The sequence below is a fragment of the Salinivibrio sp. IB872 genome (genome assembly GCF_001995345.1).
Classification (GTDB): domain Bacteria; phylum Pseudomonadota; class Gammaproteobacteria; order Enterobacterales; family Vibrionaceae; genus Salinivibrio; species Salinivibrio proteolyticus.
Map to the genome: position 1 here is coordinate 59,952 of NZ_MUFO01000008.1, position 23,346 is coordinate 83,297.

Consider the following 23,346-nt stretch of genomic DNA (forward strand, 5'->3'; position numbering starts at 1 on the left):
AGCTTGCACGCAAATGGGTTTCGCGTACAGTGAAATAATGGCTAAAAACGAAGGCAAAACAGATGCTTAAAACGATTGTTATCATCTTGCTGGTTTTGGTTGGTATCACCGCGGCACAGTACCTTGATGAGGGCACGCAAAAGAAAATCGCGTGGGTTGTCGGGGGTATTGCGGGCGTGCTTGCGCTGCTGGTTATTGGCGCTGAGCTATTTCGTTAATCACCCATTTGCTCGGCAAACGATTAAACGCCCCCATCGCGAGATGTTGGGGCGTTTTTTTATCCTGTCGTTAAACGGTTATTTACGCTTGCGAGACGGCTTATTGGTAGTGGCCGACGCACGGTTTTTACCGCTGGGGCGACGAATGTCGGGTTGATTTGGGTGCTTGGTCGCAAAGCGCTGGGTGCCATGACGTCCAGAACGGCGCTGACGTCCCACTTTAGCAGGGGCGTCCTCTTTCGGAATCAAACATTTAGGGCCGTTACCGATAAGGTGACTTTTACTCATACGTACCAAAGCGTCACGGATCAGTGGCCAGTTAGCAGGGTCGTGGTAACGTAACAGTGCCTTGTGCAGTCTACGTTGACGCTCGCCTTTTGCGACGGTGAGATCTTCGCGTTTTTTATACTTCACTCGCTTCAGTGGGTTGGTCTCAGAGTGATACATCGCGGTGGCATTACACATCGGTGATGGGTAGAAGTTCTGCACCTGATCACACTCAAAGTCGTTCTCTTTCAGCCAGCATGCCAGATGCACCATATCCTCATCCGTACATCCGGGATGTGCGGCAATGAAGTAGGGGATAAGGTATTGTTTTTTGCCTGCTTCTTTGCTGTATTTTTCAAACAGGGCTTTAAAGCGCTCATAGGCGCCCATACCTGGCTTCATCATTAGATCGAGGGTGTTTTTCTCGGTATGTTCGGGGGCGATTTTGAGGTAACCCCCAACATGGTGGGTGACCAACTCTTTCACGTATTCGGGCGATTCAATCGCGAGATCGTACCGGACGCCTGACGCGATCAAGACTTTTTTAATCCCTTCGACTTGGCGAGCTTTACGATATAAATCAATCGTATGACGATGATCCGTGTTCAACTTGTCGCAAATTTTAGGAAACACGCAAGACGGTCGCCGACAATTTCGCTCGGCCTTGGGGTCCGAACAGCCTAAACGGTACATGTTCGCGGTAGGCCCACCGAGATCAGAAATGGTGCCGGTAAAGCCGGGCACTTTATCACGAATATCGTTGAGCTCTTCAATGATCGAGGCTTGCGAACGGTTTTGAATGATCCGTCCCTCGTGCTCGGTAATTGAGCAAAATGAGCATCCGCCAAAACACCCACGCATAATGTTTACTGAGGTTTTGATCATGTCGTAGGCGGGAATTTTCGCCTTTCCATATTTAGGATGAGGAACACGTGCATAAGGAAGACCAAACACGTAATCCATTTCTTCGGTAGTCAGTGGCACGGGAGGTGGATTGATCCAAAGCAGCTGATCGCCGTGTTGTTGGACCAGTGCCCGCGCTGAATAGGGGTTGGCTTCTAAGTGCATCACGCGACTGGCATGGGCGTATAAAATACGATCGTTTTTGAGCTTCTCAAATGATGGCAAACGCACATAGGTATTTTTCGCATCGTGGCGAGAAGGACGAATCGTGATCGGTTTTGCTGCGTCAGGTTCTGCTTTCTTATTGGTTTCACATTGCGTTTCGGTGGCATAAGGATTCGGCATCACCATGGCTTTACCCGGCTTATCGATGCGCGTTGAGTCAACTTCGGCCATGCCTTCTGGGGGATGCTTCATCATCACTGCTGTCCCCGCGATCCGTGTCATATCAGCCAGTGCTTCGCCCCGCGAAAGACGGTGAGCCACTTCAATCAAGGCACGTTCCGCATTGCCAAACAGCAGAATGTCGGCTTTCGCATCGCACAATACTGAGCGACGGACTTTATCGGACCAATAATCATAATGGGCAAGGCGACGCAGACTCGCTTCAATGCCACCCAGTACAATCGGTGTTTGCTTGTACGCTTCTCGACAACGCTGTGAGTATACGAGTACAGCGCGATCGGGGCGCTTTCCACCTTCATTGTTAGGCGTATAGGCATCATCATGACGCAGTTTTCTATCCGCGGTGTAGCGGTTGATCATGGAGTCCATGTTGCCCGCGGTAACACCAAAAAACAGATTTGGTTCCCCCAATGCCATAAAGTCATCTTTGCTGTGCCAATTAGGCTGCGCAATGATCCCGACTCGAAAGCCTTGTGCTTCAAGCGCGCGACCAATCACCGCCATACCAAAGCTGGGGTGATCGACATAGGCATCACCGGTCACAATGATGATGTCACAGCTGTCCCAGCCGAGTATATCCATCTCTTCTCGGGTTGTAGGCAGGAAAGGCGCCGGTCCAAAGCAAGCGGCCCAGTAGGGGGTGTAATCGTAAATAGCAGTTGGTGTCACGTTATCGTCTCTTGGTCAGCCCAGAGGCCTTGAGGATGGGTGATACCCCAAGACGGGCGATAAATTAGCCGGCGATTTTAGCGGTATTCCTGCATGGAGTATAGGGGCAAATGATCCCAGCGGGTACTCTATTGTGTGGAGGGGTTGTGGGTTTTTACATAATCAATAAAGGCACGATCAGCCAAAGACAGATAACCATCCTTACGCCATGCCATTGAGATATCGAGGTTAATCGGCTGAGTGAATGGGATCCCCACAATGCCATGTTCATGCTCCGTCACCATCTCTAGCAATGCGCTAATCGCAACGCCATGACGCACAATGTTTAAAATCATCGCCAGCAAATTCGTTTCCAAAGACAGCTTGGGGCGTATCGTGTATTGATGGCAAATATGATCCAAATAGTCACGATGGAAATAGCCGGGGCGAAACATGATCAGCTCATGGTCGAAAAAGGTCTGATAGTCGAGGGTTTGGCACCCTGAAAGTGGGTGTTCCTTACTGACCACTGCAACCATTTGCGAGGAAATGAGGGGCATGGTTTCTAACGATGAGGGCACATCACTGGCGGTGATCACTGCCAGATCGAGGTTACTCTCCAATAGCATCTTTCGCAGTGAATGGGTGCCAGCTTCAATAATGGTTAACTTTAAGTCAGGATAGCGTCGCCGAAACCCCATCAATAAGTCCGGAAAAAAGTAGGAACCTAGCATTCCGGGCACACCAATCCGAACCTCGCCCTTTTGCAACCCTTTTAGCTCATCCATTGCGGTGGACGTATCGCGCATCTGTTGCACCACACGATGCGCATGAGTGAGCAGCACTTGGCCTTCTTGCGTTAGCTGAATCCGCTTCTCGCTACGTACGAAAAGGGGCATAGAAAGATGGTGTTCAAGCTTTTTGATCGCGATACTCAACGCAGGTTGCGCAATGTGAAGCTGCTGTGCGGCGCGGGTAAAGCTCCCCGCCTCCGCGACAGCAATAAAGTAACGCAGCTGTTTAATGTCCATGTATAAATAATAGATATGGATAATATAAATTTAATATATTTTATTAATCGTATTGCCGTTGCTAGCATGATCACAACTTAATGAGATGATGAGGTTGTCATGATTGAGCTTGGCTCATCGCGTTACCGATTAACGGCCTTTGCTCTGGCATTCGGCTCCTTCCTTATTTTTTGCAACTTATATCTCTTTCAGCCGATGTTGCCAGTATTTGCGAGCAACGATGGGATCAGTGAAACCCGTGCCAACTGGTTGCTGGCTGCCGCGACCTTAGGTCTTGCCTTCTCACTCGTCCCGTGGGCGGTATTGTCCGAACGACTCGGACGCCGTCCGATTATGCTAGTCAGCCTCTGGATGCTCCCTGCGATCGGGCTTCTGATGGCAGCAACCAACAGCTTTTGGTTGATTGTTGGGTTACGGGCGTTGATGGGCGCAGCATTAGGTGGCTTTGCCGCGGTTGCGGTCGCGTATATGGCTGAAGAATTCTCAGCTAAAGCGTTTGCGATCGCGGTAGGTAGCTATATCAGTGCCAATTCTCTAGGCGGAATTTCCGGACGCGTTGCGGGCGGGATGATGACCGATTGGTGGGGCTGGCAAGGGGCGGTGCTAGGAATGGCCGCATTGAGTTTGTTGGGCGTCGCCTTGGTGACGAAATTATTGCCGCGCCAGCAATACTTTACCCAAGGGAATACCTCGTTATTGACTCACTCGCGAGGCGTGCTATCTCATCTTCGTACCCCAAGGTTGTGGCTAGCTATGCTAATTGGCGGTATCAACTTTGCGTTATTCGTCAATTTGTTTTCGGTAATGGCGTTCCGGCTGGTGGCGCCGCCTTATCAATTGCCAGTGAGTTTGGTTTCGTCGGTCTTTATCTGTTATCTCGCGGGCACCGTTACATCACGATTGAGTGGACGCTGGGTACTTAGGTTCGGTGCGATTCGTGGCATGGCATTTGGCACCATTGTTGCCATGTTGGGCGTATTAGTGACCTTACACCATGACATCACTTGGATGATTGTTGGATTACTGGTGGTTAGTGGCGGGGCATTTTTCACTCACTCTCTCGCTTATGGTTGGGTAAGCCGACAAGCCAATCAGGGTAAAGCGACGGCAACGGCTTTGTATCTGGTGCATTACTACACTGGTGGCAGCTTGGGGGGCTTTTACCTGATTGCCGCTTGGCAACACTATACTTGGGAAGGTGTGGTGGTCGCTGCGTGCAGCTTGGGTTTTGCTGTGCTGGGACTTGTATTTGCGCTTTACAAGTCAACGGGAAAAAGCAAACCCGCCGCCTCTTCATCAGAAACGGCGTTGAGCCATTAATGGCACTAGCTGGTTTCTAGGGCGCTATTGATATAGCTTGCCGTTTCTCTGGCATCGTTGGGACAGTGCTGGCCGACTTGATATTGACGCGTACAGTTGCGACCTTCTGCTTTCGCTTGATAGAGTGCGCAATCCGCCCGCTCAATTAACGAAGATAGGGTATCGCCAGTTTGATAGCTGGAAATGCCAATTGATGCTGTCACTTTCAGAGGCGCGTCTCTTTCGTCAATAAACACATCCATCGCGCGAATTTCATTCAGCAATCGGTCTGCAATCTGTTGTGCGCTGTCGACATTGCATTTGGGAAGAAAAACGATGAACTCTTCACCGCCAAAGCGACCAAAAATATCTGACTTGCGCAGTCGCTCTTGCACGGCACGTGTGAAAGATTGCAAAACCACATCGCCTGCGTAGTGCCCCCATTTATCGTTAATACGCTTAAATTTATCCAAATCCAGCAATAGGACCGAGAAAGGAGAGTGCCTGTCTTCACTGATCGCTAAGGCGCGCATCGCCAGTTGCAGAAGCATTCGGCGGTTATAAATACCGGTCAGTGGATCCAGCGTGGCTTGGCGATACAACCTGAGAATCATATGCAACTGTGAAAGCTGTGACCATAACACCATCATGGCAATCACTGTTTGTAGCCAGTAGGACGAAATATTATCCGGATTGATCAATACACCGCTAAACGAGTCCACCCACAAATGACAGGCGAGGGTGACGCTCATCAGCGTTAAGCTCTCTTTCATGGTGAGCGGGAAAATCGTCAGCATGACTATTTGGATAATGGGCAATAGGGTGTAGCTGTATGAAAAAACACTGTTCTCAGAGGGAAAGCCTAATGTATGACTGGCTGAGAAATAAAAAAGGTTAGTGACACAGACCATCGCCATCAAGCCCAGCTTAGCCGCTTTAAGGTTATTCACTTTATTGACTGAAAAGCCAATCGCAACCAGGAACGCGGCAAGAATCAAGCGCTGAACGGAAAGTTGCGCCGCGATCGTTTTGTCTCCGAGAAAAAGGAAGTCTGCGGGAGACCAAGCGATGGTAAGCGCCGCCCACACATAGCAAAGCACACACAAGCGACTACGCAAATAGGTACTGCGAGTATTGTTAAAACTATTGGCATGCTTTTTTGCGCTCCAAAGCTCGAGAAAGGAGATTTGAAGCTTATAGACAACATGACTCATGTTTTCAGTCATTGCGCTCATGTCTGCTCCTGCGTGTACAAAGGTTCCGGTAGCGCGCCTATTTTTGTTATGATCGCGATGTTGTTTTGATTCGTTTTCAATTGTCATAAGTGTGGTATTTGTGCGCAAACCTTCCAGTTTGTTGTACGTATTTACAGTATTTATTCAATCTAATGTGATCCCGCCAGTTGTTTACCGTAAGAAGTAGTCACAGTTGCGGGTTTTTTATTGATCGCCATAAGGTGTTGTTTCTATGTACGCGTATGTTGCTCCTTCCCTCGTTTCGGCTATTTTGGGTGCGCAACTGGTCTTGTCGTTGGCATTACTCAAAGGTGAAATCTGTCCGGGCCAGCGAGGCCGTTTCCACCGTGCATATTGGGTGCTGGTGTTCGCATGGGTGATATTGGTTCCATCTAGCTTTTTAGCCACTATACCCTTTCTGTTTTTAGGCTTATTTGCGTTTCGATCAAAAACGGGCAAAACGCGTCACTCCGGTCCCATTCCTTTGCTACATGTCGCAAACTTAACGGCATGTGTTGCATGGTTAATCATTACGGCGAGTCAGGGCTGGATGGTCGCTGTATTTGGCTTGCTGCAAGTAGTACTTCTGGGAGCCAGTGCCGGACACGGCCTTTTAGTTAGAGCCAAATCACGCTTACAAGCGTTTGATAACTTATTGCCTCTGGCGAGCGTACTGGCCTTGATGGCCACGGTATTCCTGGTTGCTGTGGCAGCATCGCTCACAACATTCACCACTGTGAATATTAATGCCTTATTTGCAGGGGTTGGATTAGGCTTGTTGGGTATTGCTGCATCCATTTGGCATTTGCTCAAACACACCAAACCTGCATGGTGGCGTTTAATGATTGGGTTTGGTTTTTTGTTTGCTGCCAGTGTTAGCCTAAACACCATTGTGATGGGATGATTTGGCGAGTGGCCTCGAGTGTTTCTATACTTTAAACCGAGCTTTGTTGACCCAACGGGTTCAGCCGAGAAAAGGAGCGGCCACTATGGACATCAACAATATTCATCGTTTGGATGGGGCAATATTTTTCAGTATTGCTAATGAACGTTTGCGTTTAGAGTGCGATAGCCTTGAATCATTGATGGCCCATTTCGACCTAGACGATGAGCAAATCCGAGACAAATTTAACGACATTGGTTGTGAGTACGATCCGCTAACCAACCAATTGAAATTGAAATAACCGATTGTTTTAGTGACTCACCGTTTTAGCGAAGGCTCACCCAGACCTGGAGTGGGCCTTTTCTGTCTTCCTTGATTAGCATTCTGTTCAAAGTGCGCTGACCTTATTCGTGACAATTGTTTTGTTTTTGTTAAAAAATTGATCGCCCGAGCTGTGAAGCACTACGCTTAATGTGGCGAAATTTTATATAAAAGCGGCCGAATTCTCGGCAACAGGATACAGACAGAAGGACGTTTGGAATGCCGCGACGCGCTTGGAGCATCATTGTGATAACAGTCCTCGTGGGGATAGGTTTCTCTGCGCTGACTGGGCATTTGCTGTTCCAGTCTGAGCAAAATGCGATTCGCAAAGAAGTCCAAAAAGATGTCAATAATGCTGCTATGGCACTGGGCAGGGAAGTCAACCTTGGTCTCGAGCTGCTGTACGCAGTGAAAAATCATTTTGATGCGGGCCATCGCCTCAGTGCACGCAACTTTCAACCGATGACATCAGGCGTATTGGAGCGTCACCTAAGTTTTAAGTCGATTGAGTGGGTGGATATAGTGATGCATCATCAACGACGGCACTATGTTCAAGATGCGATGCAAGAAGGCTCACAACAGAGAACGGATATTGTTGAGTTTGATGAGACAGGAGCATTGATCCCCGCTCAGCGAAGAGACATGTACTTTCCTATCCGTTTTACGTCGAGCGCGAGCAGTAATCAGTCGGTGATTGGATATGATATGGGATCGACTGCTGTGACTCGCCAAGCGCTTAAAACCAGTTTCAACACCGGAGTGCCTGTTGCAACACCTGCGACAACGGTCAAAAGGGCGTATGGCAGCGTACAGGGCTTTTTGCTAATTATGCCGATTCTCCGTGACCCAGAGCAGTTAAGTGGGGAGGAAACGAGTGACCTTCGCGGCTTTTTAGTCGCGGTCATTGATATTGGAGAGCTTGTTAATCTCGCGATTAATACGGTGATTAATGATGGGATTAACTTCTCACTTAATGATATTTCCAATGAGCGAACCCCTCAGCTTTTGCATAGCGAAATAGCCACTCTCAGTTCACCGGTGAACAAGACGTTAACCCAGCAGTCACTCCCGGTATTTTTCGCAGGCAGAGAGTGGCAAGTGGAAGGATATCCAACCGCTGAATATGTGGAAGCACGCCAGTCCTACATGCCTTATTGGGTGTTCGCTGCAGGCACCATCATTTTTATCATCATCAGCTATCTGCTCTATCGACTACAACAGAGAACCTTAACCGTGCAGGCACAGGTTGATCAGAAAACCCGTGCATTACGAGACGCAAACACCAAACTCGAGTCGATGACGAAGTGTGATGGTTTAACCGGACTGTACAATCGCAGCCATTTTGAAGCGGAGTTAGAGCGTGAAATTCAGCGAGCACTGCGAGAAGAAACTCCGCTGAGTTTGATGATTGTGGAAGTTGAGCGTTTATCGGATTACAACCTCAAGTATGGCCGTTTGTCCGGCGATCAAGTGCTTCGCCGCCTGTCAGAAGCGTTAGATAATATGCTGAAGCGCCCAGGTGATTTGTTATGCCGATACAGTGGCAGCCAATTTGTCGCAATACTACCGCGCACAGAGGGCGCCCAGCGACTGGCTGAAGAGTGCTTACTGACGGTAAAACGTTTACAGTTACCGTTTGAACGAGAAGAGGGGGCCATGTTAGTCGACGTTTATGTCGGTGGGGTAACGCTGAGTGATCACGAGCAAATGACGGTGGCGAGAATGTGCTCTTACGGGGAGATAGCCCTCGCTCGGGCGAGAGCGGATGAACGAGAACGCTGGCATTGGATGGAGATAGAATAAAGCGGCGCCCGAAGGGCGCCGTTCGGTTTATCTACGGCGTGTTGCTTTGCACGGTTTTAAACGTCAGCGTCGTCTTATGGTTAGCAAGTGTTAGCTGATTGTCGGTTATGTTGATTTGACTCCAGTTGTTGAGTACGTCACTGACTGTGAATTCCATATCCATCGCTTGAGAGGCACATGCCATACGTGTGCTCGCCATCCGGTCGATACGAAAACGGCTGTTTTCGAGCTGGGCATTACCAAAATAGCGGTTACAACCGGTATAACCACTCGCGACCATATCAGTGCTAACCGTAAGGGTTGGTGCCCCTTCCGCATTAATGGCTTGGTCATCGACCATCGCCAACTGCCACTTTTGAGCGATATTCTCAACGGTGATCGCGTTTTGGTTTGACGGGCCAGCGGTGAAATCGTTGTTGCTGCAAGCGGTTACACCGATGCTCGCCAACGTAGCGACTAATAACACTTTTTTCATGATGATTTCCTCCTACACGGGAGAGGTGACCTGATGGATCTTATTGTGGCAATGAAGTGATGCATCAATGTCAATTTCTTGTTTATTTTTGTTCCGCGCAAAAAAAAGGCCCCGGTAGAGGGGCCAAGATATACCATCGCGTGAATTATTATCGTTATGTTTGGAGTTAGAAACCGATGCAAACAAGTGCCTAGTTAGTTAATCACAACTCTATGACACTTTGTTGGCAGCGACGTATTTAACCGAAATCACCGTTCACATAGCCTCGCGTTCGGTCATCTTGTGGCTGTGCAAAGAGCGTGGCAGTTTCATCATGCTCCACCAGCTCTCCCATCAAAAAGAACGCAGTGCGGTCGGAAATACGACGGGCTTGCTGCATGGAGTGCGTCACAATGACAATGGTGTAGTCTTGTTTTAGTGACTCCATCAAGTCTTCAATTTTTTTCGTCGCGATAGGATCGAGGGCAGAGGTGGGTTCATCCATCAAAATCACTTCTGGCTCCATCGCAATCGTGCGAGCAATACATAGGCGCTGTTGCTGACCGCCAGAAAGCCCAAAAGCATGGGCCTTGAGACGATCTTTCACTTCATCCCACAATGCTGCGCCACGCAGTGATTTTTCAACCACGGCATCTAGGTGCTTTTTATCTTTAATGCCTTGAGCGCGTAAGCCATAAGCGACATTGTCGTAAATGCTCATCGGGAAGGGGTTAGGTTTTTGAAACACCATGCCCACTTTAATCCGAAGGCCAGCCACATCGATATTGCCATAGATGTCTTGATCATCCATGGTGAGTCGACCGTCAATTTGGACACCTTCAATTAAATCGTTCATGCGATTCAAGCAGCGCAAAAGTGTTGATTTCCCACAACCTGAAGGGCCAATTAGCGAAGTGACACGCTTAGCAGGAATGGGCAAGTTGATGCTTTTAAGCGCGTGGTTTTCACCGTTACCGTAATAAAGATTTAAATCATTGATTTCAAATTTGTTCATGTCGGGCCTCAGAATGCGTTAATAAGTCGCTTTATTGAATCGGCGTGCAATGAGTTTGGTTAGCATGTTGATAACCAGCACGACAACAATCAGTACGGTGGCAGTGGCGTAGGCTTGGTGCCACTCATGGACGGTGTAAAGCTCTTGCGTGAGCTTGTACAAATGCACCGTAAGCGTGCGTCCTGAATCAAGCAATGTATCAGGGATACGCGCCACCATACCGGCAGTGAGGAAAACAGGTGCAGACTCGCCAATCACGCGGCCCACACTCAGAATGATTGAGGTAATAATCCCTGGCATCGCGCTGGGCAGGATTAACTTCCAAATGGTGTAGATTTTGGACGCCCCGAGTCCGTATGACCCCTCGCGATAGGTTTGAGGAACAGCCATTAAAGCTTCCTCAGTGGTACGGATAATTACCGGAAGGATCAAAATACTGAGCGTCAAGGCACCGGAGAGAATCGAAAAGCCGAGCCCCAGTACCGCCACAAAGAATGTGAGGCCAAACAGACCAAAGATAATCGAAGGAATGCCAGCCAGTGATTCGGTACAAAAGCGGATAACCTTGACTAACTTACTGCCCACTTTCGCATATTCGGTGAGGTAAATCGCGGTCATGATCCCCAGTGGCGCCGCAATGGCAATCGAGGCCAGTACCATATAGATGGTGGAGACAATCATCGGCCAAATCCCTGATGACTCACCAATGCGCGTGTAGTCGCTGGAAATGAATGACCAGTCAACATACTGCAGGCCGTTGCTCAGAATGTACCAGATTATCCAGAACAGAAAGCCGACGGTTAAACCTGCTGCTGTCCAAATAAACCCTAAAGCTAATTTATCTTGTAATTGACGTGACAACATAACTTATCTCGCTTTCTCGCGGTTCAGGTAAAGCAGCGCGCCGTTGAGTAACATAATGAAAATCAACAATACGACACCGGTCGCGTACAGGGCACTGGCATGCACGCCCGTGGCATAAGACATTTCTAACGCGATATTGGCGGTAAGGGTACGCGCTGAATCGAGAATGCCTTCTGGCATCGCTGGGGCATTACCCATCACCATGATGATCGCCATGGTTTCGCCCAACGCACGTGCAATCCCTAAAATCACACCCGTCATAATCCCGGAGCGAGCAGCAGGCACAAGCAGCTTAAAGATCGTAAACATCGATGATGCGCCAAGTGCGAGAGACCCTTCTTTATAGGCACGAGGTACGGCGCGTAGCGAGGTTTCAGACACCGTAATGACCGTTGGTAAGATCATGACGGCCAACACGATGACACCGGCAAGCAGGGTGTTGCCCGCTGGAACATTAAAGATGTCTTGGATCAACGGAACGATGATGACCAGACCAAAGAAGCCATAAACCACCGATGGAATGCCTGCGAGGAGCTCAACCGCCGGGCGGATGATATTGGCGAGCCATTTCGGTGCGACTTCCGCGATAAAGACAGCGGTGAGCACAGCGACAGGCACACCCAAAAGGACAGCCCCTGCGGTGGAGGCCAATGACGCCACAATCATGGGCGCAATGCCGTAGAGCGCGGGCGGAAGCCACTCGCTACCAAAGACGATATCGGTGAAGCCAGCGGCAGAGAGTGCAGGAATACTCTCGCGGAAAATGAAGTAGCCAATGGTGGCGAGTGATAACACGCCTACAATGGCACTGAATAAAAACAAGGCGTGAAAAATCTTTTCTCGCCAGTCAACTCGAGTGCGTTTAGTGAGACTCGAGTCCGAGACATTATTTACCTGTTCGGATGCGATGGTCATGATAACAACTCCATGCCAAAAATGGCTAAGGATGTAACAAAAGAAGGCCCAGCCATTTGCTGGGCCAAAAATCTATTTACTTAACAGCGATATAACCTTGGTTTGCAACAATCTTCTGGCCATCAGCAGACAGTACCCAGTTTAGGAAGTCGTCTGCGGCTGCGGAGGTTGTGCCTTCTTTATGGAGAACCAAGAAAGGGCGTGCGACCTTGTAGTCACCGGCTGCCACGGCTTCAGTGGTCGGTGCATGACCGTCTACACTCAGTGCTTTTAGGGAATCATCCACAGAGCCTAGAGAGATGTAACCAATTGCAAGTGGGTTGTTGGCGACAATGGTCTTCACGACGCCGTTACCATTTGCGACTTGTGCTTTTTGTGAAATCGCTGACACTTTCATGCCGTTCACTTTGCGTTTCAGACCCATGATGCTTTCAAATGCACCACGCGTGCCTGAAGCTGTGTCACGTGTCACCAGAACGATAGGTTTGTTTTCGCCACCGACGTTTGACCAGTTGGTAATTTCGCCACGATAGATTTTAGCGATTTGGTCAGCAGTGAGGTTTTTGACGCCGTTGGCGTTATTGACAACAACCGCGATGCCGTCGCGAGCAATCACAGTTTCTTTAAGTGACGATTCTTTTTCAGAGGCTTTCAACTCGCGAGAAGCCATGCCGAAATAGCTGGTGCCGTTTTTAGCGGCTTTGATACCTGCTGACGAACCTGTGCCTTGTACTTCGATGTAGGTGTCTTGGTGTTGCTGATGATAGGTTTCAGCCAACACTTCCATGACTTCGGTTACTGACGTTGAGCCAGAGATTGAAACAGTTTCTTGTGCACTTGCTGAGGCAGAGAACATGGCACCTGCCATCACGATGGCGCCAAAGACCTTAGATTTCATATCGTATCCCTTATTTGCGATGAGTCGCGGTTTGTTGTTTCGAACGAGAGGCACTTTAGGAAAGAAACATGACAAATATGTTTCATTAACTTGAAGCCTTGATGACGGCCAACCGATTTGACGCCACATCGAAAAGAAAAAAACAGACCTTGTGGAATGAATCAGACATGCAAACCTCCCGTGTTCACTTGGCTTGACACTTAAGTGCGCATTTATGGGTCAAGTAGTAAAAGCCATAGTATTCACAAGGTGTATTTTTAAATGATTAACGTTATTCTTCTATTAAATGACAGCACTGATCCGTTCGCGGGCAATGTGTGTACTGAAAAGAACAACTTAGGCCAGACCTAAAAGGAATCCATCATGGCATTGAGCGATGCTGCAAAAAAAGTTCAGGAAGCGCTGGTTGCTCGTGGTATTGAGACACCGATGACAGCAAAGTCAGCGTTGTCTGCGGCAGAACGAAAAGAAAAAATTGAATTTCACATGCGTGAAATCCTGCAATCTATTGATCTTGATTTGACTGACGACAGCTTGGCGGAGACACCAGCAAGAATCGCAAAGATGTATGTGGACGAGATCTTCTCGGGCTTGGATTACACGCAGTTCCCTAAAGTAACCATGATTGAAAACAAGATGGGTTGCGACGAGATGGTGCGTGTGAAGGATATTTCAGTCACCAGTACCTGCGAGCACCACTTGGTGACCATTGATGGGCGCGCAACGGTCGCCTATTTACCGGATAAGAAAGTGATTGGGTTATCCAAGATCAATCGCATTGTTCGCTTCTTCGCTCAACGTCCCCAAGTACAAGAGCGCTTAACGCGTCAGGTGTTGGTGGCATTGCAAACCTTACTTGAAACCGACAATGTCGCCGTTCGTATCGAAGCAACACACTATTGTGTGAAATCGCGTGGGGTGATGGATGCGAACAGTGAAACAACTACCACAGCCTTAGGTGGTCAGTTTAAAAAGAATGCCGCGACGCGCGCTGAATTCTTGCACGGTATCAATTAGTAAGCGAGACGCGTAGTAAGCGAAACGATAAAAAAACGCCCCCATCGCGAGATAGTGGGCGTTTTTTTTATCGCCTCAATGCTGAGCTTAATCGGTAAGCGACGATGAAACGACCAAGGGATAACTATTCAAACTGCTTGGCAATATCGTGGAACTGGCGGACTTTGTCGCGCAGCTCTGCACTTGCTTGTGAGACATCATTCACTTCATTGAGGTTTTGCTGTGATACCGACTCAATGGCATGGATATCACGATTAATATCATTAAAGGTCTGCAGTTGCGCTTGTGCTGAGTGATGAGTTTCACTGGTACGCGCCACCACATCGTCAATCGCCGTCGTCACCGCGTTCAAGCTGACAATGCTATGTTCTGTGGTATCGACACATTGTTGGGTTTGCTCGTGACTGACATGGATCTGCGCTTGCCATTGTTGAATGGTTTCGTGCATTTCTTGGATAGACTGCTGAATTTGTTCCGTTGCGCCTTGAGTGCGACTAGATAGGGCGCGTACTTCGTCTGCGACAACCGCGAATCCGCGGCCTTGTTCACCGGCGCGTGCGGCCTCAATTGCGGCATTTAAGGCCAATAAATTCGTCTGCTCAGCGATACCACTGATTTCACTCATGGAATCGGTGACCCGCTCTGCGGTGACAGAAAGCTGTTGTGTGGCGGATAACGAACTTTCAGACTGCTTGGCCAGGGCTTGAAGTTGCTCACCGGTTCGATGCAGCAGCGCTTGTGTATCTTGGCTCTGTTGCTGTACAGATTGCAGTAATTCAGCGCTTTGCTGGGCGTTCTCTAGTACCTTATTGGCAGAGTCTGAGGCGTGGTCAATATTACTGGCCACTGAGGTGATTTGATGGCTTTGGGTATTGATCGCCTGAGAAACACGCTGCGAAAGGGCGCTCAAATCATCAGAAAAGCGATTGAGAGACAAGGAGGCATCCAACATACGGCCGAGGATGGTCCGAATCCGCGCTTGCAGCATCTTAATCTTGTAATCGGCGATTGAACTCAAGCCAGTTCCTGCATAGATATAGCGGCTAATACTGTCATAGTCGGCTTGATAACCACGAATCAAAGCGGGCAGAGTCAACAGCTCATCACGAAACAGAGCACCCAATATGGCTGGCATAGCGACAGCGCTGGCGATATCCCACCCATTGATATTGGGATCAAAGGCGAGGGAGAGGGGCGCAACAGCGAGGCCGGCGACAAGCAGGGCCAGTTTAGCGGCGCCGGGAATGCTCTCAATGGAGAAACCACCCAGTGATTTGCCTCCTTTCTCGGCGGCACATAACTTTTTGTAGATCTGGGCAGCACGGTGTTTCACCGCGGGATCTGGCTTGACCCGCACCGACTGATAGCCTGTTACCTGACCGCGTTCATAGATCGGGGTCACGTAAGCATCAACCCAGTAATAATCGCCGTTCTTACAGCGGTTTTTAACGATGCCGCGCCAAGGTTGATTGGCTTTGAGGTTCCGCCACATGTCGGCAAAAGCGGCCTTGGGCATATCAGCATGGCGAATGATATTGTGGGGTGCCCCCATCAATTCGTTGTCGTCAAAGCCAGCAATGCGAATAAATTCGGGATTACAGTAGGTGATAACGCCACGTTTATCGGTGGTCGAGACGAGGCGTTCATCGTCACCAAATACAACTTCATTACCACTCATAGTATTTATCTTTCTGGTCACAGTTCATAAGAGCCTTGTTAGTTTTAGTCTAGCGGCTATGGGCTTTTTAATGATATTTTTGTTAATACAATGTTGCTTTAATGAGTGCATCGACAAAAAAAAGGGCCTGTCGGCCCTTTATGACATTTCGATGACAGTGGCGCTTAGTCTAAAACCTTTGCGATGGCAGTGCAAAGTGGCCCCATATTGGTGTGCGTCATACCCGCTACATTGAGGCGGCCTGAGCCGACGATATAAACACCGTGTTCGGCTTTTAGCGCGTTCACCTGATCTTTGGTCAAGCCAGAGAAAGAAAACATCCCATTTTGTTGCTCGATAAAGCTAAAGTCGCGATTCACGCCTTTTTCTTTTAGAGTTGCTACAAACTCGGTGCGCATGGTTTTAATACGATCGCGCATATCAGCAAGTTCTTGATGCCATTCTGCTTTTAGCGTGGGGTTATTGAGGATCTCTGTCACAATACCTGCACCGTGGGCTGGTGGGTTAGAGTAGATCACGCGCGCGATGGCTTTCACTTGGCTAAAGGCGGTTGTGGCTTGTTGCTGATCTTGTGCAACCAGAGTAAAGGCACCCACACGCTCGTTATACAAGCCAAAGTTTTTTGAGAAAGAGCTGGCGATCAACAGCTCTGGGCAGGTTTGCGTAAAGATACGTAGACCCGATGCGTCTTCTTCAACACCTTGCGCAAAGCCTTGATAGGCAAAGTCGAACATCGGCAGTAAGCCTTTGCGCTGACATAGCTCAGCCAAGACTTTCCATTCCGCATCGGTCGGATCAATACCGGTTGGGTTGTGACAACAGCCATGTAGCAAGACCACATCACCACTGTTTGCTTTTTCTAGATCCGCGACCATGCCGGCAAAATCTTTGTCATTCTTCGCGGCATCGTAGTAGGTGTACTCGGCCAGAGGCAGACCTGCGGCAGTAAACACGCCCTTGTGGTTGGCCCACGTTGGGTTACTGATCCACACTGTGACGTCACCGAGGTGGCGTTTAATGAACTCGCCAGCAAGGCGTAACGCCCCGGTGCCACCCGGCGCATGTGCAGTTTGAGCACGTTTATCTTTGATAACTGAAGCTTGCTCACCGAATAGAAGCTGCTGAACGGCTAGGCCGTACTCCGCGGTGCCCGGAATGCTTAGATAGGATTTGGTGCTCTCTTTTTCGAGCAGCAATGCTTCGGCTTTTTTAACGGTTTTCAGCACAGGGGTTTCACCGTGCTCGTTTTTGTATACGCCGACCCCTAAGTTGATCTTCGTTTCACGAGGATCCGCTTTAAATTCTTCAGTCAGTCCTAAAATGGGATCGGCGGGAGCGGCAGAAATTTTCTCAAACATTGGTGTCGTCCATGGTTAATGATGAATGAAACTCAGGCTGGGATCGTTATACCACTTGTTTTCTTGGATAGAAACCGCCAGCCATGCCCAGAGATACCAAGCGTACCAATAGGCAAGAAAAAGGCTGCGTACTCGCAGCCTTTGAATGGTCTTTTACTTAGAAGCTCGCGTTACGTGGCGAACGAGGGAATGGGATCACGTCGCGGATGTTGCTCATACCGGTAACGTAAGATACCAAACGCTCAAACCCGAGGCCGTAGCCGGCGTGAGGCACGGTGCCGTAACGGCGCAAGTCGCGATACCACCAGAAATCTTCTTTCTCGAGGCCCATTTCTTCAAGGCGCTGATCCAGGACGTCAAGACGCTCTTCACGCTGTGAACCACCGATAATCTCACCAATGCCAGGCGCCAATACGTCCATTGCAGCAACGGTTTTGCCATCATCGTTCATACGCATGTAGAAGGCTTTAATATCTTTTGGATAGTTCTTCACCACAACAGGCGCGTTAAAGTGTTCTTCTGCTAGATAGCGCTCATGTTCTGAGGCGAGATCAATACCCCATTCGACAGGGAACTCGAACGTCTTACCGCAGTTTTGCAAGATAGTGATCGCGTCGGTGTAGTCAACTTGGGCAAAATCAGCGTCAACAAATTTCTCAAGTCGCGTTATCACCTCTTTGTTGATGCGTTGCTCGAAGAACTGCATGTCGTCACGACGCTCTTCCAACACGGCCTTGAAGACGTATTTCAACATGGCTTCAGCTAGCGCTGCGGCATCATCAAGATCGGCAAAGGCCACTTCAGGCTCTACCATCCAAAACTCGGCCAAGTGACGGCTGGTGTTAGAGTTTTCAGCACGGAAGGTTGGGCCAAAGGTATAAACTTTACTCAGCGCACAAGCATAGGTTTCAGCGTTTAATTGACCGGATACGGTCAAGAAAGCTTCTTTGCCGAAAAAGTCTTGGTCGAAGTCGACATCGCCTTGCTCTGTTTTTGGCACATTGGCCATATCCAGTGTCGATACGCGGAACATTTCACCGGCGCCTTCACAGTCTGATGCAGTGATCAGCGGGGCAGACATCCAGTAGTAGCCTTGCTCGTGGAAGAAACGATGAATAGCTTGAGAAAGGGTATGACGTACACGAGCAACCGCACCAATCACGTTGGAACGAGGGCGCAAATGAGCCACTTCACGCAAGTACTCAATTGAGTGACGCGTCTTGGCCATCGGATAAGTGTCTGGATCGTCAACCCAACCGACTACCTTCACGGCAGTGGCTTGTAGCTCATACGCTTGACCTTTCCCTGGTGATTCCACCACATTACCGGTCACTTCAACAGAACAGCCTGCTGTTAAACGCAGAACGTCTTGCTGATAATTCTCCAGCTCATTGGGGACCACGGCCTGAATAGGGTCGAAACAAGAGCCATCATAAATGGCGAGGAAAGAAATACCGGCTTTGGAATCTCGGCGAGACCGAACCCAACCGCGAACAGTCACTTCAGTGTCGACTGCCGCCTTGCCGCGCAGGACGTCTACTACAGGCGCGTATGTCATAATTCGCTTCTATCTCCGTTTAGGGCAACTCGGTGGTCAATGCCACCGAGAAAGTGGATTTGCAAGTTAGACTAGCAAGTTTACCTGTATCTTGTGTAGCTTCAAGGCTTGAGGCGGTCTGAAAGTTGAAATTGTCCAATTAATCCTTCTAACTGTTCAACCAGTTGTTCGAGATTTGCACTGATTGCTTTCACTTCATTCGCGTTATTGGCGGTATCGTTAGCGTGATTTTGAATCCGGCCGACTTGCTCGAGTAAGGCGTCAGTCATTTGTGCTTGATGTTGGCTTTGTTGGCTAATGTCATCGGTATTATTGTTCACGGTGGTCACTTGCTCAGCAATATCCGCCAAGGCGTCAGAGAGTTGCATCACCGTCTCGGCACGTTGATTCGCGCTTTCTGTGGTGGCTTCGACTGCTTGAGCGGAGGCTTCACTGCCTGAGCACAAGTTTTCAATAATGGTTTGGATTTCCCCGGTTGCATCATGGCTACGGCTGGCCAAGTTACGTACTTCTTCAGCGACCACGGCGAAGCCGCGACCTTGTTCACCAGCGCGAGCGGCTTCTATCGCCGCATTCAGCGCGAGTAGGTTAGTCTGCTCAGCGATTTCGCGGATCACGCCCAAAATGGTTGTCACTTGTTGGCTTTGCTGGTTTACATCCAAAATCTGGCTGCGTACTTGACCAATATCATCCATCAGTTTGCGGATATCATTGGCGGCGACGTTGGCCAGTTCACTGCCTTGATTGGCGCTACCGGCAGCAGACTCGCTCAATTGTGCAGCCTCGCTCGTACGGCTTTGAATGTCATGTTGATGTTGCTGAACATCATTGATGGCCGTAGACATTTCATTGGTTTCATTACGTTGGCTATCGGCGAGTTGGTCGGTATGCCCAGAGACGCGAATGAGGTTTAACGCTTCAGACGACAGCGTCTCTGAGGTACGTTGCACCTGTTGTAAGCTCGCAGAGAAATTATCGAGTAATTGGTCACAGCTGTTACATAACTCGCCAATCTCGTCATTGCGTGTGTCATTCAAGCGCTCAGCCAAGTTTTTGTCGCGACTCGTCCGCTTCATAAAGGCCGATACATGCTTGAGGGGTGACACCACCCAACGACGGATCACAGTCAGTGAGATCAGAAAACCCAATACGGCGATACTGCCCATGATCCCGGCAGTGATAAGCATTTCTTTATCAATGGTGCCATAGAGCGGCTGTAAGTCATATTCGAGTCGAATAACGCCCAGCACAGTTCCCTCTTCGGCAACATGGCATTGTAGGCAATTGGTCCCGCGATAATCACTGCTGGCTTTCATTGGCAGTGCCACAACCAACCCCTTGCCGGATTCAGAGTCAAAGGTTTCGACAATGGTCTCGCCATCAAGCGCACGTTGGTCGATATTATCTTTTGGGGCTTGTTCAGGGTTGCCTGGACCGAAAAAGCGGGTGATCGCTTCTGCCCGAATAACACGTGCCTCTTCAATACCCTTGTGGGAAAGCATTTTATCACGCAGTGTATTGCGTTGGCTGATTGTGCCGGTCAGCATCAACATATTCAGGCTATCGAAATAGTTGGATGCTTTATCGAGCGTTTGTTCACTGACTATCGAGGTCATCAGCGCTTTTTGCTGATGTGATTGATAGGCCAACGAGGTCACAAGCACCAGAGCGAAGACGAGAAAAAGCGAAAGGAGAAGTTTGCTCGCGAGAGTCATGCGCATGAGTCAACCGTTTGTTATTAAATTATATGTATGTCAATTGAATTCTGTCAGATCTATGTTAAACCGTGTCTCACCAGATGCCTCGATTCCCATATAAAATGTGTGATTTCATCGACGTAAATTGTCGCACCTTTGCGACGGGCAACGGTTTGCTTTGGCTATAATCGCGTTGATCTCAGGGATAGAGATTGTGTCGGTCAGGGAAGTTGAGTAGCATGCGCCATCTTGTTGTTGATGGGATTTGGCAGTATGACAACTGAACTGTTTAAAGAATTTACCTTTGAGGCCGCACACCACTTACCGAATGTGCCAGAAGGACATAAGTGTGGGCGTTTGCACGGTCACTCGTTTATGGTGCGTTTGTATGTTGAAGGAGAGGTTGATCCACACACAGGCTGGGTGATCGACTTCGCTGACATCAAAGCCGCTTTCAAGCCTATCTATGATCGTCTTGACCACTACTATCTCAATGAGATTGAAGGGCTGGAAAACCCAACCAGCGAAGTGTTGGCGCGTTGGATTTGGCAACAGGTCAAGCCAAACCTGCCTTTATTAAGTAAGGTAATGGTGAAGGAAACCTGCACCGCAGGCTGCACTTATCGCGGTGAATAAAAAAGAGCCGAGTATCATCACTCGGCTCTCTTATCGATACACTTCATATCGGCTAATACGATGGCTCCCATTGGCGCTAAGCAATGTTTAAATATTTGTGCGTTTGTATCGACAAGCGCCAGCCGCGCGCAATACAGGTATCAATACACAGTTTAGTGGCTCGCGGCTTTTGACTGACCGGTTGTAGCGCAATGGTTGCCTTCGGTGACGGTGGGCAGTGCTCAAGTAGGATATCTAACTGTGCAATGTCTTTCTCGGTGCCCACAGGATGTTTGATTTCGTTCGCGCGCGCCATCGCACTGGCCAGTACCGGTAATTTGCCGCGCATATTGATTTTAGGTGATACCGTGACCCAAGTCTGCGGACTGGCTTTAACCTCGTACGTGCCACTGGTTTCAATTTGGCACTGACACCCAACCGCTTCTAGCGCCTCGGTTAAGGGCACCAAGTCGTATAGGCAAGGCTCCCCCCCAGTAATCACAATGTGTTTAGCCTGATAGCGTTGGGTGATTTCTGTCGCAATATCTTTCGCACTCAGCCAGCACCAAGCAGGCGAGTCTTCTGACTTATCGATAATAAATATCTTGTCTTGCTGATCGTTATCATCGGTTTCCCATGTTTGCTTGGTATCGCACCAAGCGCAGCCGACAGGGCAACCTTGCAAGCGGACAAAGACGGAGGGCACGCCAGTAAATGTGCCTTCTCCCTGAATAGTTTCAAAAATTTCGTTTACTCGGTACATCATGCTTTCTGGCGGTTCGATTCGACGGCGCATTATGCCAATTTATCCTCCGCAGATCTTGCTTTTTCACGATTGATTGGATTTTTACCATAGTTACTAAATCGTATGGTTTCGTGAGGCTAAACGCGATTTTCACACCTTAAAGTGATAGATATCACGTGGCGACCTTATTGTGCTTCACAATTAGTTCGCAAAGTAAAAAAATTCAATTATACGCATCATCATGAATAGGATCGCCAGATCCCAGCAGTAATAGGACAGGGCATGATTATTGGGCAGCCGGGGCATATTGATCATATCAAGCGCAAAAATGCCGGCACAGTGTACAACTTGATCGACCGCTTTGGGCCTATCTCGCGCATCGAGCTTTCCAAGCGCAGCCAGCTGGCACCTGCCAGTATTACTAAAATTGTCCGTGAGCTAATGGACGCACACCTTGTCAAAGAAACACAAATTCAAGAAACCAGTATGCGTGGTCGACCCGCCGTTGGGTTGATGCTGGACAATGACGGGTGGCAATTCTTATCGATGCGTTTAGGGCGCGGTTACCTCACGATGGCTTTGCACTCGTTAAGCAGTGACATTCTGGTACAAGAACGCCATGAGTTGGCGGTGATGCCTCAAGAGGCCTTGCTAGCGACCGTTGTCGAGTACGTTAAAGCCTTCTTTTCGCGTCATCATGAAGTGGTGGATCGCGTGACAAGCATCGCGGTGTCGTTGCCGGGTTTAGTGAATAGTGCGCAAGGAACGGTCATTCAAATGCCGCACTTTGAGGTTAGCCATATGCCATTGGGGCCCGTCCTGCATCGAGAAACAGGATTACCGGTTTTTGTGGGTAATGATACCCGCTCGTGGGCGCTGGCTGAAAAGTTATTTGGTAACGCGAAAGAATCAGATAGCGCGGTGCTGATTGCCGTTCACAATGGCGTTGGGGCTGGGATTATCCTAGAAGGAAAAGTACTCCAAGGGCGCGTGGGGAATGTGGGTGAGCTGGGTCATATTCAAGTGAAGCCATTTGGTAAGCGATGCTTTTGTGGCAACTATGGTTGCTTGGAAACCGTTGCAAGTTTGGCCGCGGTCATTGAGCAGGTGGAAACCTTGCTCGCAGAGGGGCACCCTAGTCAATTGCGCGGTAAAACCCTCACTATCGACGCGATTTGTGATGCCGCCGTCGCCGGTGATGCGTTGGCGCAACGCGTGATTACAGAGCTTGGTCATCACCTAGGGACAGCGATCGCCATCGTGGTGAATTTATTTAATCCGGAAAAAATATTATTCGGCGGCGAGTTTAATCGGGCGAAATCGGTGCTCTATCCAGCAATCATGGAATGCTTAAAGACGCAAACCATCCCCTTATACAGCCAAAACTTAGTGCTAGAAGAAAGTTATTTCTACACGCAAGCGACCATGCCGGGCGCCGCGATGGTGAAACAAGCCATGTACGACGGCAAACTACTCATGAAGGTACTGGAAGGCTAGTAACGAGGCTATAAACGAAAAA

At 49.1% G+C, this 23,346-nt stretch carries 21 protein-coding genes; 8 read left to right on the forward strand and 13 right to left on the reverse strand.

From position 1 onward, the window contains the following. Positions 1-62: 62 nt before the first annotated feature. Positions 63-218 carry a hypothetical protein gene (locus BZJ18_RS17255; protein WP_158011253.1) on the forward strand — a complete coding sequence of 52 codons (156 nt, stop codon included), beginning with the start codon at positions 63-65 and terminating at the stop codon, positions 216-218. Positions 219-296: 78 nt separating this feature from the next. Here BZJ18_RS17255 and BZJ18_RS05600 read toward each other — a convergent pair whose 3' ends face one another. Both BZJ18_RS05600 and BZJ18_RS05605 read right to left on the reverse strand, forming a co-directional pair. Beyond that, complete coding sequence (locus tag BZJ18_RS05600; protein ID WP_077455660.1) at positions 297-2,462, reverse strand: YgiQ family radical SAM protein; 2,166 nt, start codon at positions 2,460-2,462, stop codon at positions 297-299. 128 nt (positions 2,463-2,590) lie between these two features. Beyond that, on the reverse strand, positions 2,591-3,472 hold the full coding sequence (locus BZJ18_RS05605; RefSeq protein ID WP_077455661.1) for a LysR family transcriptional regulator: 882 nt from the start codon (positions 3,470-3,472) through the stop codon (positions 2,591-2,593). Positions 3,473-3,571: 99 nt separating this feature from the next. On the opposite strand from BZJ18_RS05605, the gene BZJ18_RS05610 reads away from it, so the two are divergent. Further along, a complete protein-coding gene (locus tag BZJ18_RS05610) occupies positions 3,572-4,792 on the forward strand; it encodes an MFS transporter (RefSeq protein ID WP_077455662.1) in 1,221 nt (406 codons plus the stop codon). A 5-nt stretch (positions 4,793-4,797) separates the two neighbouring features. Here the strand turns inward: BZJ18_RS05610 and BZJ18_RS05615 are convergent, their stop codons facing one another. Next, positions 4,798-6,006, reverse strand: a complete 1,209-nt coding sequence (locus BZJ18_RS05615; protein WP_241824919.1) for a GGDEF domain-containing protein — start codon at positions 6,004-6,006, stop codon at positions 4,798-4,800. A 232-nt stretch (positions 6,007-6,238) separates the two neighbouring features. Here BZJ18_RS05615 and BZJ18_RS05620 point away from each other — a divergent pair, with 232 nt between their 5' ends. From BZJ18_RS05620 to BZJ18_RS05630, 3 genes are all read left to right on the forward strand, one after another. Beyond that, entirely contained in the window at positions 6,239-6,910 is a 672-nt protein-coding gene (locus BZJ18_RS05620) for a hypothetical protein (protein ID WP_077455663.1), read from the forward strand. An 85-nt stretch (positions 6,911-6,995) separates the two neighbouring features. Further along, on the forward strand, positions 6,996-7,190 hold the full coding sequence (locus BZJ18_RS05625; protein WP_069587103.1) for a DUF4250 domain-containing protein: 195 nt from the start codon (positions 6,996-6,998) through the stop codon (positions 7,188-7,190). Between the two features lie 266 nt (positions 7,191-7,456). Beyond that, positions 7,457-9,013, forward strand: coding sequence for a CHASE domain-containing protein (locus BZJ18_RS05630; RefSeq protein WP_198532187.1), 1,557 nt, complete (start codon positions 7,457-7,459; stop codon positions 9,011-9,013). A 31-nt stretch (positions 9,014-9,044) separates the two neighbouring features. Here BZJ18_RS05630 and BZJ18_RS05635 read toward each other — a convergent pair whose 3' ends face one another. From BZJ18_RS05635 to BZJ18_RS05650, 5 genes are all read right to left on the reverse strand, one after another. After that, positions 9,045-9,488, reverse strand: coding sequence for an META domain-containing protein (locus BZJ18_RS05635; RefSeq protein WP_077455665.1), 444 nt, complete (start codon positions 9,486-9,488; stop codon positions 9,045-9,047). Positions 9,489-9,726: 238 nt separating this feature from the next. Next, positions 9,727-10,482, reverse strand: coding sequence for a phosphate ABC transporter ATP-binding protein PstB (pstB, locus tag BZJ18_RS17040; protein WP_069587106.1), 756 nt, complete (start codon positions 10,480-10,482; stop codon positions 9,727-9,729). Between the two features lie 18 nt (positions 10,483-10,500). Continuing rightward, a complete protein-coding gene (gene pstA, locus BZJ18_RS17045; RefSeq protein WP_077675417.1) occupies positions 10,501-11,346 on the reverse strand; it encodes a phosphate ABC transporter permease PstA in 846 nt (281 codons plus the stop codon). A gap of 3 nt (positions 11,347-11,349) precedes the next feature. Further along, positions 11,350-12,261, reverse strand: coding sequence for a phosphate ABC transporter permease subunit PstC (pstC, locus tag BZJ18_RS05645; protein WP_069587109.1), 912 nt, complete (start codon positions 12,259-12,261; stop codon positions 11,350-11,352). A 76-nt stretch (positions 12,262-12,337) separates the two neighbouring features. Next, positions 12,338-13,159: a phosphate ABC transporter substrate-binding protein gene (locus BZJ18_RS05650; RefSeq protein ID WP_069587111.1), complete on the reverse strand. Its 822-nt coding sequence runs from the start codon at positions 13,157-13,159 to the stop codon at positions 12,338-12,340. A 360-nt stretch (positions 13,160-13,519) separates the two neighbouring features. Between BZJ18_RS05650 and folE the strand changes: the two genes are divergently transcribed. After that, positions 13,520-14,176: a GTP cyclohydrolase I FolE gene (gene folE, locus BZJ18_RS05655; protein WP_069587112.1), complete on the forward strand. Its 657-nt coding sequence runs from the start codon at positions 13,520-13,522 to the stop codon at positions 14,174-14,176. Between the two features lie 124 nt (positions 14,177-14,300). On the opposite strand, the gene BZJ18_RS05660 is transcribed toward folE, so the two are convergent. From BZJ18_RS05660 to BZJ18_RS05675, 4 genes are all read right to left on the reverse strand, one after another. Next, positions 14,301-15,854 (reverse strand): methyl-accepting chemotaxis protein, encoded by a 1,554-nt coding sequence (locus BZJ18_RS05660; RefSeq protein WP_077455666.1) that lies wholly within the window; start codon positions 15,852-15,854, stop codon positions 14,301-14,303. 164 nt (positions 15,855-16,018) lie between these two features. Further along, entirely contained in the window at positions 16,019-17,212 is a 1,194-nt protein-coding gene (locus tag BZJ18_RS05665; protein WP_077455667.1) for an amino acid aminotransferase, read from the reverse strand. 157 nt (positions 17,213-17,369) lie between these two features. Beyond that, complete coding sequence (gene asnS, locus BZJ18_RS05670) at positions 17,370-18,770, reverse strand: asparagine--tRNA ligase (protein ID WP_077455668.1); 1,401 nt, start codon at positions 18,768-18,770, stop codon at positions 17,370-17,372. 101 nt (positions 18,771-18,871) lie between these two features. After that, entirely contained in the window at positions 18,872-20,491 is a 1,620-nt protein-coding gene (locus BZJ18_RS05675; protein WP_077455669.1) for a methyl-accepting chemotaxis protein, read from the reverse strand. A 249-nt stretch (positions 20,492-20,740) separates the two neighbouring features. On the opposite strand from BZJ18_RS05675, the gene queD reads away from it, so the two are divergent. Further along, positions 20,741-21,103, forward strand: a complete 363-nt coding sequence (gene queD / locus BZJ18_RS05680; protein WP_077455681.1) for a 6-carboxytetrahydropterin synthase QueD — start codon at positions 20,741-20,743, stop codon at positions 21,101-21,103. Between the two features lie 76 nt (positions 21,104-21,179). On the opposite strand, the gene queE is transcribed toward queD, so the two are convergent. Beyond that, positions 21,180-21,845 carry a 7-carboxy-7-deazaguanine synthase QueE gene (gene queE, locus BZJ18_RS05685; RefSeq protein WP_077455682.1) on the reverse strand — a complete coding sequence of 222 codons (666 nt, stop codon included), beginning with the start codon at positions 21,843-21,845 and terminating at the stop codon, positions 21,180-21,182. Between the two features lie 264 nt (positions 21,846-22,109). Between queE and mlc the strand changes: the two genes are divergently transcribed. Continuing rightward, the gene (gene mlc, locus BZJ18_RS05690; protein WP_077455670.1) at positions 22,110-23,324 is read left to right on the forward strand and encodes a sugar metabolism global transcriptional regulator Mlc; all 1,215 of its coding nucleotides are present in this window, start codon (positions 22,110-22,112) and stop codon (positions 23,322-23,324) included. The last annotated feature ends 22 nt before the right edge of the window (positions 23,325-23,346 follow it).

Coding starts and splice junctions, on each gene's coding strand:
- BZJ18_RS05605 (WP_077455661.1), bottom strand. CDS start 3,472: ATGGACATTAAACAGCTGCGTTACTTTATTGCTGTCGCGGAGGCGGGG.
- BZJ18_RS05660 (WP_077455666.1), bottom strand. CDS start 15,854: ATGAGTGGTAATGAAGTTGTATTTGGTGACGATGAACGCCTCGTCTCG.
- pstA (WP_077675417.1), bottom strand. CDS start 11,346: ATGTTGTCACGTCAATTACAAGATAAATTAGCTTTAGGGTTTATTTGG.
- queD (WP_077455681.1), top strand. CDS start 20,741: ATGACAACTGAACTGTTTAAAGAATTTACCTTTGAGGCCGCACACCAC.
- BZJ18_RS05675 (WP_077455669.1), bottom strand. CDS start 20,491: ATGCGCATGACTCTCGCGAGCAAACTTCTCCTTTCGCTTTTTCTCGTC.
- BZJ18_RS05665 (WP_077455667.1), bottom strand. CDS start 17,212: ATGTTTGAGAAAATTTCTGCCGCTCCCGCCGATCCCATTTTAGGACTG.
- BZJ18_RS05625 (WP_069587103.1), top strand. CDS start 6,996: ATGGACATCAACAATATTCATCGTTTGGATGGGGCAATATTTTTCAGT.
- queE (WP_077455682.1), bottom strand. CDS start 21,845: ATGTACCGAGTAAACGAAATTTTTGAAACTATTCAGGGAGAAGGCACA.
- BZJ18_RS05610 (WP_077455662.1), top strand. CDS start 3,572: ATGATTGAGCTTGGCTCATCGCGTTACCGATTAACGGCCTTTGCTCTG.
- asnS (WP_077455668.1), bottom strand. CDS start 18,770: ATGACATACGCGCCTGTAGTAGACGTCCTGCGCGGCAAGGCGGCAGTC.
- pstB (WP_069587106.1), bottom strand. CDS start 10,482: ATGAACAAATTTGAAATCAATGATTTAAATCTTTATTACGGTAACGGT.
- BZJ18_RS05635 (WP_077455665.1), bottom strand. CDS start 9,488: ATGAAAAAAGTGTTATTAGTCGCTACGTTGGCGAGCATCGGTGTAACC.
- pstC (WP_069587109.1), bottom strand. CDS start 12,261: ATGACCATCGCATCCGAACAGGTAAATAATGTCTCGGACTCGAGTCTC.
- BZJ18_RS05615 (WP_241824919.1), bottom strand. CDS start 6,006: ATGAGCGCAATGACTGAAAACATGAGTCATGTTGTCTATAAGCTTCAA.
- mlc (WP_077455670.1), top strand. CDS start 22,110: ATGATTATTGGGCAGCCGGGGCATATTGATCATATCAAGCGCAAAAAT.
- BZJ18_RS17255 (WP_158011253.1), top strand. CDS start 63: ATGCTTAAAACGATTGTTATCATCTTGCTGGTTTTGGTTGGTATCACC.
- BZJ18_RS05620 (WP_077455663.1), top strand. CDS start 6,239: ATGTACGCGTATGTTGCTCCTTCCCTCGTTTCGGCTATTTTGGGTGCG.
- BZJ18_RS05650 (WP_069587111.1), bottom strand. CDS start 13,159: ATGAAATCTAAGGTCTTTGGCGCCATCGTGATGGCAGGTGCCATGTTC.